Below are 19,088 nucleotides of genomic sequence, written 5' to 3'. Positions count from 1 at the left end.
ATGCTTGATGTTTTAATTATTGGCGCGGGAGTTTCGGGTGTTTCATGCGCTTTGATTTTGGGTTCTGCTCAAAACAAACCGTTTGCAATGGATAAAAAGATTGCCATTGTTGCCCACCAAAAAGCATCTTCGTTACAAAACGCCATTTTTAATAACGCTTATGGAATTTCTGCTGGGAAATTAGGAAGTGAATTATTAGATGAAAGTTTGGAACATTTGACAAACTCGTATCCACACATTCAACAAATTCATGGTGAAAAAGTACTTGCGATTTCTGGTGATGCTGGGAATTTTACAGTAACAACAAATAAGTCTTCGCTGCAAGTCAAAACAATTGTTATCGCTATTGGAGCAGGAAATCCATTTTCGATTGAAGGCTTGGAGCATTTCATTGAACCGCATCAGAAAATTCCAGCGATAAAAAATAGAATCCAATTGAAAAATACCGACCATTTGGTTACTGAAGGTATTTACGTTGCAGGTGTTTTAGCCGGACACCGAAGTCAGTTGAGTATAGCTGCTGGTAGTGGCGCTGCAGTTGCTACCGATATTTTAACGTTGTGGAATGATGGCAATCATACAATGGTGCATGATGCTTTGGGGAAATAATTAATCTACTTTAGTGAAAAAATCATTTTTCACATTTCTTGTCTTTTTGATTAAATCGCTGTGGATTTTATTTCCTTTGAAAATCATTACTTCATTTTCAAAATATTGATAATGTGTTTCTTTTTGAATCATCATTAAGGTTACATTTCCTTTTAAATCTTCTTTTTTGATTTCAAACTCATGAAATCCTAAAAATATAAATCTCAATTTTTGAAAATCTTCAGCTTTTGAAAGTTGTAATTCCCCGTCAAAATTAGCATCCACACTTTTAATTTTATCAGAATCATTTAATAACAAACAAATAACTTTAGGAAGAATATCTTTATTTTCATCTAAAAACTTAAAGCTGTAAAAATCTGAATTATTATCAGAATTATCTAAAATTTTAAATTTAATAACATCCGATTTCTTTCGTTCACTATTTAGAATAATCTTTTTACCCGAAACAGACCAAGTTCCTTCAGTTGTTCCATTTATTAAACCTGTTACCCAAGTATAAGTAAACGTTTTATCTTTCTTAAATTCAACTGTTGAACCTATTCCATAGCCTGCCGCTTTATAAGAATATTTTCCAACTACTGTAGAATAATTAAGCTGCTCAGAAGAAGAGCAACCTAAAATTAGAAATAAAAAGAAAAGATAATAAACCTTCATGTTTTACTTACTCAACACCTTATTTACCATATCGTCTTTTTTCGAAATCAATTGGTAATACGATTTTTCATTGAACAACTGACGCACAAACTCGGCATGAAGATAGAATAATACTTTTTCTTTTTGATTGTCTAAATTGAAAAGCAAGCCGCCTTTTGCCATATAAGTCTTGAAATTGTTGAAATAATTTCCTGAACGAATTTCTTTTTCTAAGCCTTCCATTGAAATTTTTTCAAATTTTTTGCGATTTTGATCCAATTGTTCAAACACAAAGTAATTCACCAATCCCGATTGCATCAACATGGTTAGTCCTTCTGCTCCATGTGAATCTTCTAATGGAACAAAAACATCAGGCATAATGCCGCCGCCGCCGTAAACAACACGGCCTTTCTTTGTTTTAAATTTTAAACTATCTGCAATCTTAGCTTTGTCTTTCTCGTATAATTCACCGCTTTCGAAACGTTTATCAAATTCGTTAAAGTAAATTTCACCTTTGTCTTCATAAGGCTTTTGAATTGAACGACCTGATGGTGTGTAATATCTTGCCACGGTTAATCGTACCGCAGAACCGTCGCCTAAAGGCATTTCGCGCTGTACTAATCCTTTTCCAAAAGAACGTCTTCCGTAAATTAAACCTCTATCGTTATCTTGAATGGCTCCTGCCAAAATTTCACTTGCAGAAGCACTATTTTCATTAATTAAAACACTGACTTTCCCAGTTTCAAAAAGACCTTTCTTCGTTGCTAACGTACTTTCTATTTTATCTTTTTTGTTTTTGGTTTTAACGATTAGTTCTTTGTTTTTCAAGAATTCATCAGCAATTGAAACGGCTGATTCCAAATAACCGCCACCATTATCACGTAAATCTATAATAATATGAGTTGCGCCCTCTTTTTTCAATTGGGTTAAACCCGATAAAAATTCGTCATAGGTTTTTTCTGCAAAACGATTGATTTTGATGTAACCTGTTGTTTTATCAACCATTTGAGCCACATCGACACTCTTGATTGGAATAACATCTCGGGTAACATTTACGGCAAATTTTTTCTTTTCAGATTTGCGATAAACCGTCAATTTTACATTAGAACCTTGTTCGCCTTTTAAGATGGAAAACAGCGTATCGGTTTCTAATTTCTTGTTATAAAGTTGCAATTTGTCAGCGAAAAGAATTCGATCGCCAGCTTTTAATCCTGCTTTTTCGGAAGGCCCGTTTGGAATAGGTTTAATAATCGTAACGGAATCGTTATACATGTAGAAATTTACACCAATGCCCACAAAATCGCCACGCATTTCTTGTTCTACAGCTTCTAATTGGCTTTTAGGAATGTAAACCGAATGGGGATCTAATTTTTCAAGAATTCCGTTGACAGTTAAATCAACAATAGAATCGGTATTTAAACTATCTACATATTCATTTTCAATAAAATCGATAAGTTTATTGAGTTTGTTTTTATTGGCGTTCTTGGTTAAAAACGCATTCTCAGTAGATGGATTGAGTTTACTTCCTAGTAGTAAACCCACCGCAACAGCTACTGCGATTACTATTGGAAAATATACTTTGTTCATCTTCATTTTTTTATCCTAAATCTTCAATTAATTCTACTTCAACTCCGGCTTTCCTTAAAAAATCAACTCCCGAAGTATCTTTATATTCTTGATGATACACCACTCTTTTAATACCCGATTGATGAATTAATTTACTGCAATCTTTACAAGGTGAAAGTGTAATATACAACGTTGCATCTTCACACGATTGTGTAGAACGTGCCACTTTTAAAATAGCATTAGCTTCGGCATGAAGCACATACCATTTAGTTACATTGTCATCATCTTCGCAACAATTTTCAAATCCCGATGGAGTTCCATTGTAACCATCTGAAATAATCATCTTGTTTTTAACAATAATTGCCCCAACTTTTTTTCGCTGGCAATAGGATAAATTACCCCATTCTTTCGCAATTCGCAAATACGCTTTATCGTATTTTTCTTTTTTTTCTTTCTTCATTATCGGTTCCAAATTTCACTTTGAATAATCATTGGCAAAACTACGCCAATTATAAATGCTGACATCACTAAAGCCCAATCTCTTTTTGAAAAACGGAAAAATGTTTGTACCACATAAGATATAATTAATACGATAAGCACAACAATTATCTGAGCTGCTTCAATTCCTAATGCAAATTCTAACAACGGTAATAATTTATCAGAGGCATTTCCAGGTAAGATGGTTTTAAAGTAATTAGAAAACCCAAGTCCGTGGATAATTCCAAAGAATAAAGTTACAATCGCTACGAAGGTGATGCTTTCATTCTTAGACGATTTTCCAGCCGTGAAAAGATGAAATACAGCAGTTATCAAAATAGTAATTGGAATTAAAAATTCAACCAAACTTACTTTAATTTGCACTACTCCGTATACCGATAAAAGCAAAGCCAAAGTATGCCCTAGCGTAAAAAGAGACACCAAAACAAAAACGTTTTTCCAATCTTTAAAAGCGTACGGAACCATTAACGCAATTAAAAACAAAACATGATCATAGGCGTTGATATCTAACACGTGCTTGAGACCAATATTAAAATACATCCAGAATTCTGACATAATGATATTTTTTTGGGAATTTCAAACTTACGATTTATTTTTTAAATGTTACCAAATTCTCTATCACAAAAGCATGTGAAATTATTTCAAAAAATGGATTTTTTATGTAATTTTGCTATAATATAAAAAATAAACAACATGTCAATTTCAGATTTATTCGATAGCGGTTTTAGAAATAGAAACAAAGGTCATTTTTCAGCCATTGTAAGAGTAGCTTTGTCAGACGGAACTATTACTCCTCACGAAAAGCAATTCTTAGATAAATTAGCTATCAAATTAGAAATTTCTCAAGCAGAATATGAAGAAATTTTAGAAAACCCATTAAAATATCCTGTTAATCCACCTTTAATGCATACGCACCGTTTAGAGCGTTTGTATGATTTGGCAAGAATGGTATATGCTGATGATGTTTTAGGTGAAAAACAACAAGAATTATTAACCCGTTTTGCTTTAGCTTTAGGATTTACGGCTGGAAACGTTGGTTACATCGTAGATAAAGCCTTAAAATTAGTAGATATGAACGTAGATTTAGACACGTTCACTTACGAAATGCAACACATGAACAGATAATTCAAACTGTTTTAAAATACAAAAGCACAAATTCTAATGAGTTTGTGCTTTTTATATTTTATCTATTTCTAAAAATCTACTTCGCTTTCGCCATAAACTCTTCTGCTTTTTCTACCATGTTTTTACTGCCGCAGAAGAACGGAACACGTTGGTGCAATTCAGTAGGTTGAATTTCCATGATTCTTCCAAAACCATCAGATGCTTTTCCACCCGCTTGTTCAGCAATAAAGGCCATTGGATTACATTCGTACAACAAACGTAATTTTCCATTAGGCGCTTTTGAGCTGGTTGGGTATAAGTAAATACCTCCTTTAATCATGTTTCTATGAAAATCAGAAACTAAACTTCCGATGTATCTTGACGTATAAGGTCTGTCGCCTTCTTCTAACTGGCAATATTTGATGTAATCTTTCACACCTTGTGGAAAATGAACGTAATTTCCTTCGTTAATCGAGTAAATTTTTCCGTCTTCTGAATATTTCATATTTGGGTGTGACAAATAAAATGTTCCGATAGCTGGATTTAATGTAAATCCGTTAACTCCATGTCCTGTCGTGTAAACTAACATTGTTGAAGTTCCGTAAATTACATAACCTGCCGCTACTTGATTTACGCCTGGCTGCAAGAAATCCTCTATAGTCACTGGAGTTCCAACAGGCGTAACTCTTCTAAAAACCGAAAAAATGGTACCTACGGAAACATTTACATCAATGTTAGAAGAACCATCTAATGGATCCATTAATACAACATATTTATTATTGTGGCTATTGTCTGAACCGGCTACAGTGATAAAATCGTCGTTTTCTTCTGAAGCAATTCCACAAACAATTTCACGATTAATTAAAGTTTGAATAAAAACTTCATTAGCGTAAACATCTAATTTTTGTTGGTCTTCTCCTTGAATATTTTGTTCGCCAGCAGCGCCCACAATATCTACTAAACCAGCTTTATTCACTTTATAATTAACTACTTTAGCAGCCAATCGAATTGAATTAATAATACGAGATAATTCTCCTGTTGAGTACTGAAACGAATTTTGATGTTCAATGATAAACTCGCCCAATGTTCTGTTTCTTTCTTCCATTACGAAAACGTTGTAGTTGTATTTTTGGCACAAATATCGTGATTTTTGTTAAAAGAATATATTAATTTGAAAAAGATGTTTAAGTTAATTTTACTTTTGTAAAAAAATTAAAAAAATGATTATCCGAAAAGCCTTAAAAAAAGATATGCCTTGTGTGTTAGAATTGATACAAGAATTAGCTGTTTTTGAAAAAGAACCTGATGCCGTTGTAGTAACAGTTGATGATTTGGTTCGTGATGGCTTTTCAGAACAGCCACTTTTTCAATGTTTTGTTGCCGAAGTGGAAAACGAGATTATCGGAATGGCATTGTTTTATTATCGCTATTCTACCTGGAAAGGTAAAACTATCCATTTAGAAGATTTAATTGTAAAAGAAAGTAAACGCGGAACCGGTGCCGGATTTGCGCTTTACAAAGAAATTATCCAACAAGGAAAAGCTGAAAACGTACGCAGAATTGAATGGAATGTTTTAGACTGGAACACACCTGCCATAGATTTCTATGAAAAATCAGGCGCGAAAGTTTTAGGCGATTGGCGAGTAGTTCATATGGATGAAAACGGAATTAAAAATTTTATTAGTCTTAATACTTAATACTAGAATCTTAATACTTTTAAGAATGAAAATATTCAAATTTGGAGGTGCATCAGTTAAAGATGCCGAAGGAATAAAAAACGTATTGCATGTTTTAAACACGGTAGGACACGAAGATGTTTTATTGGTAATTTCCGCCATGGGAAAAACCACGAATGCGTTAGAAGTGGTAATCAAAAATTACTTTGATAAATCGAAGGAATTGCATGCATCGCTTCAAGAAGTTCGAAAATACCACAACCAAATTTTATTAGACTTATTTGAAGACGAAGAGCACGATGTGTTTTTTGATGTAAACGCACATTTTGACGATTTAGAATATTTCATTCGCAGCAACAAATCGCCAAATTATAGTTTTGTTTACGATCAAGTGGTGAGCATTGGAGAATTAGTTTCTACCACGATTGTAAGCCATTATTTCAATTATAGCGGCTTAAAAAACAATTGGATTGATGTGCGTCCATTAATCAAAACTGACAACAATTACCGTGATGCGCAAGTAGATTGGGAAACCACTCAAAAATTAATTTCAAAAGGCGTTAAAAAGAAAACCTTAAACATTACTCAAGGATTTTTAGGTTCGGATGAGAATAATTTTACCACTACTTTAGGTCGCGAAGGTTCTGATTATACCGCTGCTATTTTTGCTTATTGTTTAGGTGCGGAAAGTGTTACCATTTGGAAAGACGTTCCTGGCGTCTTAAATGCTGATCCAAGATATTTTGAAAATGCCGTTTTGTTGAACCAAATATCATACAGAGAAGCAATTGAATTAGCGTTTTATGGCGCTTCGGTAATTCATCCAAAAACATTACAACCTTTACAGAAAAAGGAAATTCCGTTGTATGTGAAATCGTTTGTAAATCCAACCTTACCAGGAACCAGCGTTTCCAAAGGTGCTGATTTAGAACCTAAAACCTCTTGTTTCATCGTAAAGAAAAACCAATTGTTATTGTCGTTGTCGTCTATTGATTTCGATTTCATCATGGAAAATCACATCAGTGAAATCTTTGCTTTGTTTTCGAAATACAAAATCAAAGTGAATTTAATTCAAAACACCGCAATTAGTTTTTCCGTTTGTATTGAAGACAAGTACAACAATTTTGAAGAGTTGCGAAAAGTATTGGCTAAAAAATTCAAAGTTTCATATAACGAAAACGTATCGCTTTACACCATCAGACATTTTGACGAAAACGCAGCAAAAGTCGTAGAAACGAACAAAACGATATTGCTTCGTCAGATTTCTAGAGAAACGATGCAGGTAATAACTAAAGAATAAGAATTAAAAACTAAAAACATAAAAAGAGTTTTGCTTTATGCAAAACTCTTTTTGTATAAAACTTAATGAGGAGTTATTTTTTCAAAACAAACTTCATTATTACATAAACAGACAATGAAACTATATACAGAATCGTAGATATAATTAATAAAATTTGTTTAACCTCATATTTTTCCTCATTTGCAATATCATACGCTTTTAATATCAAGAGAACACAAGAAAAAACAAAGAAGAATAGTCCAGTGAATAGAAAATATTTTGATTTTTTCATATATAATTAATTTAAATAATTTTTGTACAATCTCCTGGGTTAAAACCGCCTGCAGTTGCAATATAACCGTCTACATAAGCAAGTGCGCAAAATGAATACGCCATTGTCGCGCATGGAAGCCATTCACATAAAACTTCATCGGTTGGGCTTTGAACTAAACCTGCTTTGGTATTATTATAACATGATTTAAAAGATTTATAACAAATATGTCTTAACCCTAATCCTCCAACAGATTCATTAAGTTTACTTTGATAAAGGATGTAGTCGTCCTCTGAACAATTATATAAATAATAATCCATCACCTCACCATTATTAATATCTAAAAATTGAACAATTTGTGTGTTGTTTTTAATAATATCTCTCTGTAAATATATAAACTTTTTACCATTTGACAATTCATGAAAAACCACATAATTTTTAATTCTATATCCCTCTATATAACAATTCAGAATATCTATATCAAGACCAACATATGATTTATTATCTAATTTTGAAGTAACCTTATACAACTCATTACAATTAAAATTCATTTTAAAAAAACTATTTTTTTGCAACCATTCATTCGATTTTAAAAACTCTTCACTATCAAAGGTTAATTTTTCATAGTTAACATCTTGCAACTCTCTTTGATAAATTTCAATGTCATTTTTACGATATTCAATCAAATTTTCAGGTTGTTCCTCAGAACAAGATAAATTCAAAAATGTTAATAAACTAGTAAATGCACCTAATAAAATTATTTTTTTCATTTTTAATAAACTTTTTTAAAACCTACTATCTTTTTCGGGTATCTGTTCGGCTTATTTTCCCCATCACAAACAAACTCAAAATATTAAAAAATAACCATCTCTTCAAATTCTTACTTTAAATCAAAGTTCAGTAAGCAATGTTCTGATAACGTATTGAGTTTTACTTGTAATCATACACAAATTAAACATTTAATCATCTTATGATTTTACGGTTTTTTATATAAAATTTTACGGTTTCAAAAAAATAATTCTTACTTGTGAATATTTAAATAATTTTTAAATCTAAGATATTTTTCGAGGCGAAATTTGAAACCCTTTTTCAAAAACATTGCTTTAGTTTTTCAGTACATTTTGTTAAAATTTCAACTTTTCTATTTTATTTTTCAAACAACAAAATCTATCTTAATAAAACTTTCCAACAATAAATACTACTTTTGAAGATTCGGAGTTATAGTATTTATGCAAAAAATTGTTTTTTTAGCGGGATTTCTGTTGTGTTTTTTGGGAGGTTATGCTCAAGAGACGTTACAATCGTACCCAACTAAAAAAATTGCGTTTTCAAAAGATATTATTTCAATTGAAAAATTTAGTTTGAACAATTCCTTTTTTGAAATTAAAGACAAAAATGGAAAAGTCATTGACACTAGCTTTTACAAAGTAAATTTTCAAAAAGGAACTTTAGTTTTTACCAAAGACATCAATACTTCTGATTCGTTAGTGATTCGCTATTCAAAATTTCCGGATTTTATAACCAAAACGTATTCCATTTACGATGACGACAAAGTGGTTTCTAACGAAGCAGGAAAATTAGTTGTTTTCAAAAAAGAAAAGAACACTAAATTCAAACCTTTCGACGGATTAAATACTTCGGGGAGTATTACGCGTGGTGTTACGGTTGGAAATAATCAAAACACGGTGGTGAATTCGAATTTAGATTTGCAAATCACAGGAAAAATTTCAGACAAAGTCAGTTTGCGTGCTTCGATTCAAGACAGTAATATACCGTTGCAAGAAGGTGGTTATTCGCAAAAATTAGACGAATTTGACCAAATCTTCATCGAATTATTTTCGGATAAATGGAACATTCGTGCCGGCGATTTATTTCTGGAAAATAGAAAATCTGCTTTCCTTAATTTCAACAAAAAAGTACAAGGTTTATCCACACGTTTTACCTTTGGAACACCCGATAAAAAAACCGAAGTAGTTGCTACTGGAGCTTTGGTTCGTGGACAATATGCAAGAAGCACATTTGTTGGTCAGGAAGGAAATCAGGGTCCGTATAAATTACGCGGCAATAATAACGAGTTGTATGTTTTGGTAATTTCAGGTTCGGAACGCGTTTATGTGAACGGAATTTTGAAAACTCGTGGCGAAAACAACGATTATATCATCGATTACAACGCTGGAGAAATCATTTTTACTTCTTTATTTCCGATTACTTCCGAAATGCGAATCAACGTAGAATATCAATACACCGATAGAAATTTTAACCGATTTATAACATATGGTGGAATTTCGCACGAGCGAGAAAATTGGCAAATTGGCGGATATGTTTACTCAGAAAGTGATGTTAAAAACCAGCCGTTGCAACAGAATTTATCTTCGGAACAAATTGATATTTTACAAAATGCGGGTGATGATATTTTGCAAATGAATGGACCCTCAGCTTATTTAGATTCCTATTCCGAAAATAAAATTCTGTACAAAAAAGTGATTGTTGGTGCTGTGGAAGTATTTGAATATTCGAATAATCCAACAGACGAATTGTATAATGTGCGATTTTCGTTAGTGGGAAACAATCAAGGAAATTACGTTTTAGTCAACAATCAAGCGGTTGGAAAAATTTATGAATATGTTGCACCAATAGCTGGAATTCCGCAAGGAAATTATGAACCCATTGTCCGTTTGATTTCGCCTACAAAAATTCAAATGGCAACGATTTTAGGAAAATACAATCCCAGCGAAAAAACGCTTTTGGATTTTGAAGTAGCATTAAGCAACAGCGACCAAAATTTGTATTCGACTTTAGATGACAATAATAACAAAGGATTTGCTGGAAAATTCAATGGAAAGCAACGCCTTTTTGATGGAAAAACTAAGATTGATGCATTTGCAAATTATCAGTTGGTGCAAGAAAATTTCAAAACCATTGAACGTTTGTACAACATCGAATTTAATCGAGATTGGAACATTACTTCGACTTTATTAGGCAATCAAAGTTTTTTGACTTCGGGATTAGATTTTAATTTCAACAACAAAGGAAAAGCGCTTTATCAGTTTGAAAACTTAGCTTTTGGCGATGCTTTTTCAGGAAATAAACATACTTTTTCAGGAAGATATGCCACAAAAAATTGGATATTTTGGAGTAATTCGAGTGTAATGAAAAGCGATTACGAACTTTCTAATTCGTCTTTCGCTAGAAGTCAAAATCGCTCGTCGTATAAATTGGGTAAAAATTGGGTCGGCGCTACCGTAAATTTGGAAGATAATTCCGAAAAACTAAAAGCAACCAATACATTTTCGGCCTTGAGTCAACGTTTTTTTGAATATGGTGCATTTGTGGGAAGAGGCGATTCGACAAAGGTTTTTGTGGAATTAGGTTTTTTACAACGCCAAAATGATAGTTTACAAAACAATCGGATTGAACGTGTAAATCATTCGAATTCGTATTACTTAAAATCACAATTAATTAAAACCGAAAAAAGCAATTTGAGTGTGTTTTTGAATTATCGCACCTTAAAATATGAAGATACTAGTTTAAAAGACGAACCATCGTTTAACTCCAGAATTTTGTACTCGGATCGGTTTTTTGGACAAATACTACAAACTACAACCGCTTATCAAACTAGTTCTGGAACCATTGCCCAACAAGAATTTACTTACTTACAAGTAGAACCCGGGCAAGGTGTTTATATGTGGAACGATTATAACAGTAATGGAATTCAGGAATTACAAGAATTTGAAATTGCGCCTTATCCAGATTTAGCAATTTATGTTCGGGTTTTTTTACCGAATCAAGTTTTCATTAGAACCCATCAAAATAAATTTTCGCAAGCGTTGAATTTCAATTTTAACCAATGGCAAAATGAAAACGGTTTTAAAAAATTTGCCTCGCACTTTTATAATCAAACTTCGTTTTTAATCGATCGAAAAATAAAAAGAAATGGCGCTAATTTCGATTTGAATCCGTTTTCAAAAGAGGAAGAAGAATTAATTGGTTTGAATACGAATTTTAGAAATAGTTTATTTTTTAATCGTGGTAAACAACGTCATTCAACCACTTATTCGTTCTTGTTAAACAAAAGTCAAAATTTGCTTTCTGTAGGAAGTATTTCGGCTAAAAATCAGTCACATCAATTACAATATCAACATTTGGTAAAAAAAAGTTGGTTGTTTACTTTTTCAGGAAATACCACAACAAGCAAATCCGATTCAGAAAATTATCCAAGTAGAAATTTTGAAATTGAAAGTTATCAAGTAGAACCAAAAATTGGCTATTTGTTTTCAAAAAATGCGAGTTGGGATGTTTTCTTTGAATTTCAACAAAAAGAAAATCAAATTGGCGCATTAGAAACCTTAACACAAAATAGATTGGGAACTTCTTTTACCTTCAATAGTGAAAAAGGATTTAGCATGAATGGTGAGTTTTCAATGTATAACAATTCGTATGATGGAAATGTATTGTCAGCCGTTGGTTTTCAGATGTTAGAAGGTTTACAACCTGGTAAAAATCAAACTTGGCGCTTACTTTTGCAGAAAAACTTGACTCAATATTTAGACATTAATATTAACTATCAAGGCCGAAATAGCGAAACTAGTAAAACGATTCATACAGGCAATGTACAATTGAGAGCATTTTTTTAGTTAAAAAATATTAATTTATCTCTATTTCTAATTAAATTTACCAATTAAAACCCATGATATGTTAAGGATTTTTTTTGTAATTATATTTTTTAATTTTACTCAATTAGGATTTACCCAATTAAGTAATAAACATTGGATTCCGCCTTTACATTCTAGAGATGCTAATGTTGTAAATGACCATTATATATATTTATCAACACCTTCACCTACACCATTTCAAGTAACTATTACTTCAGGAAATGGCATTCCATTAAACGGATCTCCTTTTACTATTTCACAAGGAAATCCGCAACAAATATTTATTGGAAATGGACAAAATTCACTTATGTTTCGCCCACTTGACGATGTGAATATTATAAGAAATAATTTCGGTTTGATACTAGAAGGGAATAAAGATTTTTATGTGAGTTTTAGAGTAAGATCTACAAATCATGCTGAAATGTTAGTTTCTAAAGGTAAATCTGGAACTGGAACAAATTTTAGAGTTGGAAGTTTGCCTCAAAATTCAGAAGGAGCGGCTAGAAATTTTGTTGCAAGTATAATGGCTACAGAAGACAATACAATTGTTGCTGTTTCTGATTACGATACAGATGTAGTATTTGCGTCAAGTACAGGGAATATAACATCTGACACTCAAAATTTTGTATTAAATAGTGGTGAAAGCGTTATTTTATCAGGCTATACTGATACACCTGCTAATTTAACTGGTTTTATTGGAGCTAACATCACATCTGACAAGCCTATTGCTGTAAATACAGGTAATGCATTAGCTGGTATGATGTCGGCTTTTGATGGTCAAGATTTTAATTTAGACCAAATTGTTCCTGTAGAAAAAGTTGGTAATGAATATGTTGTTGTAAAAGGAAATGGTAGTGATAATACAGAGCGTCCCTTAGTTATAGCAACAGAAGATAATACAAACATTTATATAAATGATTCAACAACACCTATAACAAATTTAAATGCAGGCGATTATTATTTGGCTCCTACCTCGTTTTATCAGGGCACAAATAATCAAAATATGTATATTAAAAGTGACAAACCTGTTTACCTATATCAAATTATCGCTGGTGACATAAGTGATGCTACTTCTGGATTAAATTTTATTCCGCCTCTAAGCTGTTATTGGCAAAAGAGTGTTGATTTAATACCAAGTATTAACTCTATTGGATTTACCCAATACACGGGTGAAATTATTGCCGTAACACATTCGGGTTCAATTGTTTTGGTAAATAACGTTCCAACATCAGCTTTACCACAAGCGGTTTTAGGAAATAATGAATGGGTGACTTATAGAATTTCCAATACTGTAGGTGATGTAAAAATAGAATCCGATGGCCCATTAGCAGTTGGTGTTTTTGGAGCAAGTGGTTTTGCAGGATATGGTGGCTATTATTCAGGGTTTGGAAGTATTCCTGAAGATACTAATGTTTCTATTTGTTCAAACGAGAGTATTGATTTATTTGATGCAATCATTGGAAATCCATTACCTAATGGGACTTGGACTCCTTCACTAAGTAGTGGAAACGGCATTTTTAATGGAGCCATTGACCCACCTGGAAATTATGACTATTCATTTAATATTACTTGTGGAGGAATTAATATTCCTGTTACTGTAACAGTTACAGTAGCAGTTTTTCAAGCTGTTTCTGCAGGAGATAATGCAAGTGTGACCAAATGTATTAACGATACACCTTTTCATTTATTCCCTTTATTAGGTTCTTCCGCACAAACTGGAGGAAGTTGGAGTCCTAATTTGAATTCAGGAACAGATGAGTTTAATCCAGCTATAGATTTACCTGGAATTTATAAATATACACTCCCTGCCATTGGGGTATGCCCTCCTGTAACTTCAGAAATAAGCGTCACTATTAACCCGATTCCTAATGTTTTTCCCATATCAGCATTAGAAGAATGTGACAATACAATTGATGGAAATGACGCAAATGGTTTTACTACTTTTAATTTATCTTCAAAAGATGCAGAGATTATAGGTTCACAGACTGGAATTGCTGTAAGTTATCATTTAGATCCTATCGAAGCTTCCTTTGGACAAAATAGTATAACTACAATTTACACTAATGATAGAATTATCTATGTTAGATTAACAAATATTACAACCGGATGTTTTATCATAACCTCATTTAATTTAAATGTAAGACCCGTTCCAATTATTAATAACAACATTTTATTAAAACAATGTGATATAGATACGGATGCAAGAACTACATTTAATTTAACACAAGCTAACTTGTTAATTTCAACAGACACAAGCTTAACGTATACCTACCATAATAGTTTAGCTGGAGCAGACAATAATACAGATTTAGTTTTTGATGCTGTTTCATTTAATGCTTATAACGGAGATGAAGTATGGGTAAGAATAACAAACTCAAATGGTTGTTTCAAAACATCAAAAGTAATTTTAATCGTTTCAGCTACAATAATTCCTCAAACGTATAGGTATACTATTAACGATGTTTGTGATGATTACATAAACGCAACTGATCCAGATGGAGATGGAATAGGATATTTTAATTTAACTGAAATTGAACCCGCATTAACCAATCTATTTCCTTCAGGACAATCGTATACATTTACCTACTATCTTAATCAAGCTGATGCAGAAACGGAACAAAATGTTATAACAAACATAACTAATTTCAGAAATACGGTTGCCAACAATCAACTCATTTGGGTTCGAATTGAAAGTAACCTTTATGATTGTGCAGGATTAGGTCCATTTTTAGAATTAATTGTTAATCAATTACCAGACACTAATTTAGGGGATGATTTTGTCATCTGTATTGATCCGGAGTCAGGATTGGGCTCACGAAGAATTAATGCTACTCCTACAACAACTGGTAATTACAGTTATGCTTGGATACCTACAAATCCTAGTGGTAATGTACCTTCTTTTAATGTAACTGCTGCAGGAACTTATGAAGTAACAGTTACAAATTTAGACACTTCATGTACGTTTACAGATTCAGTAAACATAACATTATCATCAGAACCAGCAAGCATAATTGCAGAATTAATAACCCCTGCTTTCTCATCTGATTTAGCATCAATACAAGCCACAGCAATTGGAGGATTTGGAATCTATGAATATAGTTTAAACGGATTAGATTGGCAATCTAGTCCAATATTCAATAATTTATCCAATGGAAGTTACAACATTTATGTAAGAGATAATAAGGGATGTGGTTTGCTTTTGTCTAATACGATTCAAACCATAACATATATCAATTATTTCACACCAAATGGTGATGGTTACAATGATAGTTGGAATATCTATCTACCTATTGAATATGAAGCTGTAATAACAATTTATGATCGATACGGTAAATTATTGAAGCAGATTAGTCCAGAAACTTCAGGTTGGGACGGTATCTTTAATGGTGAACTAATGCCTTCAACAGACTATTGGTTTAAAGTAGAATATACTGAAGATAACACCAGAAAAGAATTCAAATCGCATTTTAGTTTAAAAAGATAATTGGCAATGGGAACAATAGAAACCATAATCAGCGAAAAAATAGCTACTTTACAGTTTTTTCATCCATCAAGTAATTCATTTCCTAGTACATTATTACAAAAATTAACCCATGAAATTAATTCTTTAAGCAAGAATGATAATGTATCAATAATTGTTTTAAAGAGTCAGGGAACTGGAGCCTTTTGTGCTGGAGCTTCTTTTGATGAATTACTTTCGGTAAGTAATTATGAAGAAGGAAGCCTCTTTTTTTGTGGATTTGCAAATGTTATTAATGCAATGCGAAAGTGTCCAAAATTAATTATTGGAAGAGTTCATGGCAAAGCAGTAGGTGGAGGTGTTGGTTTAGCTGCGGCTTGCGATTATACATTTGCAAGCATGAAAAGTGAAATTAAACTTTCAGAAATAGCTATTGGTATTGGACCCTTTGTTATAGAACCAGCAGTATCAAGAAAAATTGGAAAAACGGCTATGTCCGAAATGACTTTAAACCCAACTACTTGGAAAACTTCAAAATGGGCACATGAAAAGGGACTTTTTTCAGAAATATTTGAATCTATTGACGAATTAGATGTAAGAGTTGAAGAATACACTAAAGAGCTTTCATCATACAATGAAGAAGCCTTATATGAAATGAAAAAAGTACTATGGGAAGGAACCGATAATTGGGACACTTTACTTTACGAAAGAGCCTCCATTTCAGGCAAATTAGTATTATCTGACTTCACAAAAAAAGCATTAGAAAAATTTAAAAAATGAGAAGTTTAATCCTCTTACTTCAACAAGTAAACGTTGAACAAAAAATAAAGTCAGCACCAAATGGTCAATATCAAATAGGTGTTTTAATAGGTTCATTTATACCCTTTATAGTCTTAGTGGGTATTGCTTATGCCTTATATTACAGAGCTAAAAAAAAAGATCAAAAATCTAAATAAGAAATTATGTCAAACATAAGAATTACAAAGCAATTTAACTTTGAAACAGGTCATGCGTTATACGGATATGATGGAAAATGCAAAAATGTTCATGGCCATAGTTACAAACTTTCAGTAACAGTAATTGGAAAACCAATAACTGACAAAACGAATGTTAAGTACGGGATGGTAATTGATTTTGGTGACTTAAAGAAAATTGTAAAAGAACAAATTGTAGATGTATTCGATCATGCCACAGTTTTTAATAAAAATACTCCTCATATTGAACTAGCACATGAATTAAAATCAAGAGGGCATGATGTTATATTGGTTGACTACCAACCAACAAGTGAAAATATGGTTATAGATTTTTCAAATAAAATTAAAAACCTTTTACCAGAAAATATTAATTTACATTCCCTTCGATTACAAGAGACCGAAACATCCTTTGCAGAATGGTATGCTTCAGACAATTAAACATAAAAAAAGTCCTCAAATTGAGGACTTTTTCTTTTAAATATCTATTAGTTACTTCTTAACAATTAAGAATTCACTTCTTCTGTTTTGTGCGTGTTCTTCTTCTGTACATGATTTACAAGCTACTTTTGGTTCACTTTCTCCAAATCCTTGTCCTGAGATTCTTTCTTTTGCAATGCCTTTACTAATTAAGTATTGTACTGTTGCTTTCGCTCTTCGCTCTGATAAATTCATATTGTACTTATCACTTCCTCGGCTGTCGGTGTGCGATTTGGCAAAGATGACCATATTTGGATATTCATTCATTACCATTACCAACTTATTCAACTCTGCTGCTCCATCTGCTGTTATATTGCTTTTGTTGTACTCAAAGTATATTGGCTGTAATATCACTTCTTTCTCTGTAATGATTGGCATAATTGGAGTCAATAAGGCTTCTACAACAACTTGATTATTCTCTGCTTTTGCTACTTCAAATACTCCACTCTCATATCCTTGCTTTGAAACTTGTGCACTGTAAGCTGTATTACATAATACACCACTTAATGTTTCTCCATTAGAAGTTGTTGTTTGATTTGTAATTGTTGTTTGTTTTTCATCCACTAACATAACTGTAGCGCCTTCAATAACATTACCTGTTTTAGCATCTTTTACTCTAACTAATGCTTGTACATTACAAACTGGATCTGCCTTAAAGATATCGTCGTTACCGTCTCTATTACTCGAAAAGAAACCTACTTTCTTTGTCGTATTATAGGTGAATGCAAAGTCGTCTTTTGATGTGTTTACTGGTTCTCCTACATTGATTGCTTCTGTACCTTTGTTTAAATCCATCTTAAAGACGTCCAATCCACCAAAACCTGTTTTTCCGTTGGAAGAGAAAAACAAAATATTGTCTTCGGTTATAAATGGAAAACTCTCATTGGCTTCCGTATTTATTTTTGCACCTAAGTTTTCTGGTGTGCCATATTCGTCTCCGTTTACAGATACTTTCCAGATGTCCTCACCTCCAAAACCGCCAGTCATATTTGATGAAAAGTATAAGGTTTTTCCATCTTTGCTAATGCTTGGATTTCTTACATCATACGCTTTATTGTTAAATGGTAATGGTTTACCGTTTGTCCAATTGTCTCCTTGTTTTGTTGCTTTATATAGATATATCTTACCAAACTTAGCATTCTTTGGTTTGTCTTTTGTAAACTCCTTTTCATTAAAGCTCTCGCTGCCATAATACATTGTTGCACCATCGTTTGTGATACTCACTGGTCCATCGTGCCATTTGGTATTGATGTTATCTACCGCTACTGCATCGCTTATAGTACCATTTGCATTATACGTAGCTCTGTAGATATCCAAATAAGGCTCTTCGTTCCATCCGCTAGTTTTTCTCGAAGTATTTCGTGAACTTGAAAAATATACATTGTTATCATTGGTAAGTACAGCTCCAAAGTCTGTTTTATCACTACTTACATCTGATTTGGCAATATCATATAATTTGGTTTGTCCTTGTAGTTCTGGCAGATAATTTGGCTTACTTACAAATGCTTTAGCTCTTTGGTCATTAGGTGCCAATTGTGCAAACTGTTGCATTTGTTGATCAGCTTCCTTGAAGTTTCCTTCGGCTTTTAGCATTTGAGCGTATTTGTAATAAGTTTCCGCATCTTGCTTCTGTTCTACTACTTTAGCATACCATTTTACTGCTTCTTTGGTATTGAATACATTGTAATAACTCTCTGCTAATTGTTTGTAAACATAGTTATCGGCTTTACTGCCTTCTGCTAGTTTTAAATATTCTTTTGCAGCATCAACATATTCATATCTATTGAATAACTTATCTGCTGTTTTGGTATATTGGTTTTGTGCACTAAGCATTCCACTTACCATCACAAAACTTAATGTTACATATAATTTTCTCATTGTACTTTGGT

The 19,088-nt window shown here is 32.5% G+C and carries 16 protein-coding genes; 9 read left to right on the top strand and 7 right to left on the bottom strand.

Annotated features, from left to right (window positions below; translation table 11 throughout):
- Complete coding sequence (locus RSE15_RS09595; protein ID WP_324068015.1) at positions 1 to 609, top strand: FAD-dependent oxidoreductase; 609 nt, start codon at positions 1 to 3, stop codon at positions 607 to 609.
- Here RSE15_RS09595 and RSE15_RS09590 read toward each other — a convergent pair whose 3' ends face one another.
- From RSE15_RS09590 to RSE15_RS09575, 4 genes are read right to left on the bottom strand one after another with little or no spacing between them, the layout of a single operon-like run.
- Positions 610 to 1,263, bottom strand: coding sequence for a hypothetical protein (locus RSE15_RS09590; RefSeq protein ID WP_324068013.1), 654 nt, complete (start codon positions 1,261 to 1,263; stop codon positions 610 to 612).
- 3 nt (positions 1,264 to 1,266) lie between these two features.
- On the bottom strand, positions 1,267 to 2,835 hold the full coding sequence (locus tag RSE15_RS09585; RefSeq protein WP_324068011.1) for a S41 family peptidase: 1,569 nt from the start codon (positions 2,833 to 2,835) through the stop codon (positions 1,267 to 1,269).
- A gap of 4 nt (positions 2,836 to 2,839) precedes the next feature.
- Positions 2,840 to 3,268 carry a deoxycytidylate deaminase gene (locus RSE15_RS09580; RefSeq protein ID WP_324068009.1) on the bottom strand — a complete coding sequence of 143 codons (429 nt, stop codon included), beginning with the start codon at positions 3,266 to 3,268 and terminating at the stop codon, positions 2,840 to 2,842.
- Entirely contained in the window at positions 3,268 to 3,861 is a 594-nt protein-coding gene (locus RSE15_RS09575) for a HupE/UreJ family protein (RefSeq protein ID WP_324068007.1), read from the bottom strand. Before RSE15_RS09575 ends, RSE15_RS09580 begins: the two co-directional genes overlap by 1 nt.
- Before the next feature lie 138 nt (positions 3,862 to 3,999).
- Between RSE15_RS09575 and RSE15_RS09570 the strand changes: the two genes are divergently transcribed.
- Positions 4,000 to 4,431 (top strand): tellurite resistance TerB family protein, encoded by a 432-nt coding sequence (locus RSE15_RS09570; RefSeq protein WP_324068005.1) that lies wholly within the window; start codon positions 4,000 to 4,002, stop codon positions 4,429 to 4,431.
- A gap of 76 nt (positions 4,432 to 4,507) precedes the next feature.
- Here RSE15_RS09570 and fbp read toward each other — a convergent pair whose 3' ends face one another.
- Positions 4,508 to 5,515, bottom strand: coding sequence for a class 1 fructose-bisphosphatase (gene fbp, locus RSE15_RS09565; protein ID WP_324068003.1), 1,008 nt, complete (start codon positions 5,513 to 5,515; stop codon positions 4,508 to 4,510).
- 115 nt (positions 5,516 to 5,630) lie between these two features.
- On the opposite strand from fbp, the gene RSE15_RS09560 reads away from it, so the two are divergent.
- Both RSE15_RS09560 and RSE15_RS09555 read left to right on the top strand, forming a co-directional pair.
- Complete coding sequence (locus RSE15_RS09560) at positions 5,631 to 6,107, top strand: GNAT family N-acetyltransferase (RefSeq protein ID WP_324068001.1); 477 nt, start codon at positions 5,631 to 5,633, stop codon at positions 6,105 to 6,107.
- A gap of 25 nt (positions 6,108 to 6,132) precedes the next feature.
- Positions 6,133 to 7,386 carry an aspartate kinase gene (locus RSE15_RS09555; RefSeq protein WP_324067999.1) on the top strand — a complete coding sequence of 418 codons (1,254 nt, stop codon included), beginning with the start codon at positions 6,133 to 6,135 and terminating at the stop codon, positions 7,384 to 7,386.
- Between the two features lie 282 nt (positions 7,387 to 7,668).
- Here the strand turns inward: RSE15_RS09555 and RSE15_RS09550 are convergent, their stop codons facing one another.
- Positions 7,669 to 8,406 (bottom strand): hypothetical protein, encoded by a 738-nt coding sequence (locus RSE15_RS09550; RefSeq protein WP_324067997.1) that lies wholly within the window; start codon positions 8,404 to 8,406, stop codon positions 7,669 to 7,671.
- 459 nt (positions 8,407 to 8,865) lie between these two features.
- Between RSE15_RS09550 and RSE15_RS09545 the strand changes: the two genes are divergently transcribed.
- The 5 genes from RSE15_RS09545 to RSE15_RS09525 are packed head-to-tail and all read left to right on the top strand — an operon-like array spanning position 8,866 to position 17,160.
- Complete coding sequence (locus tag RSE15_RS09545; RefSeq protein WP_324067995.1) at positions 8,866 to 12,270, top strand: DUF8818 domain-containing protein; 3,405 nt, start codon at positions 8,866 to 8,868, stop codon at positions 12,268 to 12,270.
- A gap of 58 nt (positions 12,271 to 12,328) precedes the next feature.
- Entirely contained in the window at positions 12,329 to 15,772 is a 3,444-nt protein-coding gene (locus tag RSE15_RS09540; RefSeq protein ID WP_324067993.1) for an FIDD domain-containing protein, read from the top strand.
- Between the two features lie 6 nt (positions 15,773 to 15,778).
- Positions 15,779 to 16,528, top strand: coding sequence for an enoyl-CoA hydratase/isomerase family protein (locus RSE15_RS09535; RefSeq protein ID WP_324067991.1), 750 nt, complete (start codon positions 15,779 to 15,781; stop codon positions 16,526 to 16,528).
- Entirely contained in the window at positions 16,525 to 16,704 is a 180-nt protein-coding gene (locus RSE15_RS09530) for a hypothetical protein (RefSeq protein ID WP_324067989.1), read from the top strand. The genes RSE15_RS09535 and RSE15_RS09530 overlap by 4 nt, the downstream gene beginning before the upstream one ends.
- Positions 16,705 to 16,710: 6 nt before the next feature.
- A complete protein-coding gene (locus tag RSE15_RS09525; RefSeq protein ID WP_324067987.1) occupies positions 16,711 to 17,160 on the top strand; it encodes a 6-pyruvoyl trahydropterin synthase family protein in 450 nt (149 codons plus the stop codon).
- 51 nt (positions 17,161 to 17,211) lie between these two features.
- Here RSE15_RS09525 and RSE15_RS09520 read toward each other — a convergent pair whose 3' ends face one another.
- The gene (locus tag RSE15_RS09520) at positions 17,212 to 19,077 is read right to left on the bottom strand and encodes an OmpA family protein (RefSeq protein WP_324067985.1); all 1,866 of its coding nucleotides are present in this window, start codon (positions 19,075 to 19,077) and stop codon (positions 17,212 to 17,214) included.
- Positions 19,078 to 19,088 lie beyond the last annotated feature (11 nt).

Origin of the sequence: Flavobacterium sp., assembly GCF_035195345.1 — a bacterium.
GTDB lineage: Bacteria > Bacteroidota > Bacteroidia > Flavobacteriales > Flavobacteriaceae > Flavobacterium.
This window is presented reverse-complemented; position numbering and strand designations above follow the sequence as displayed.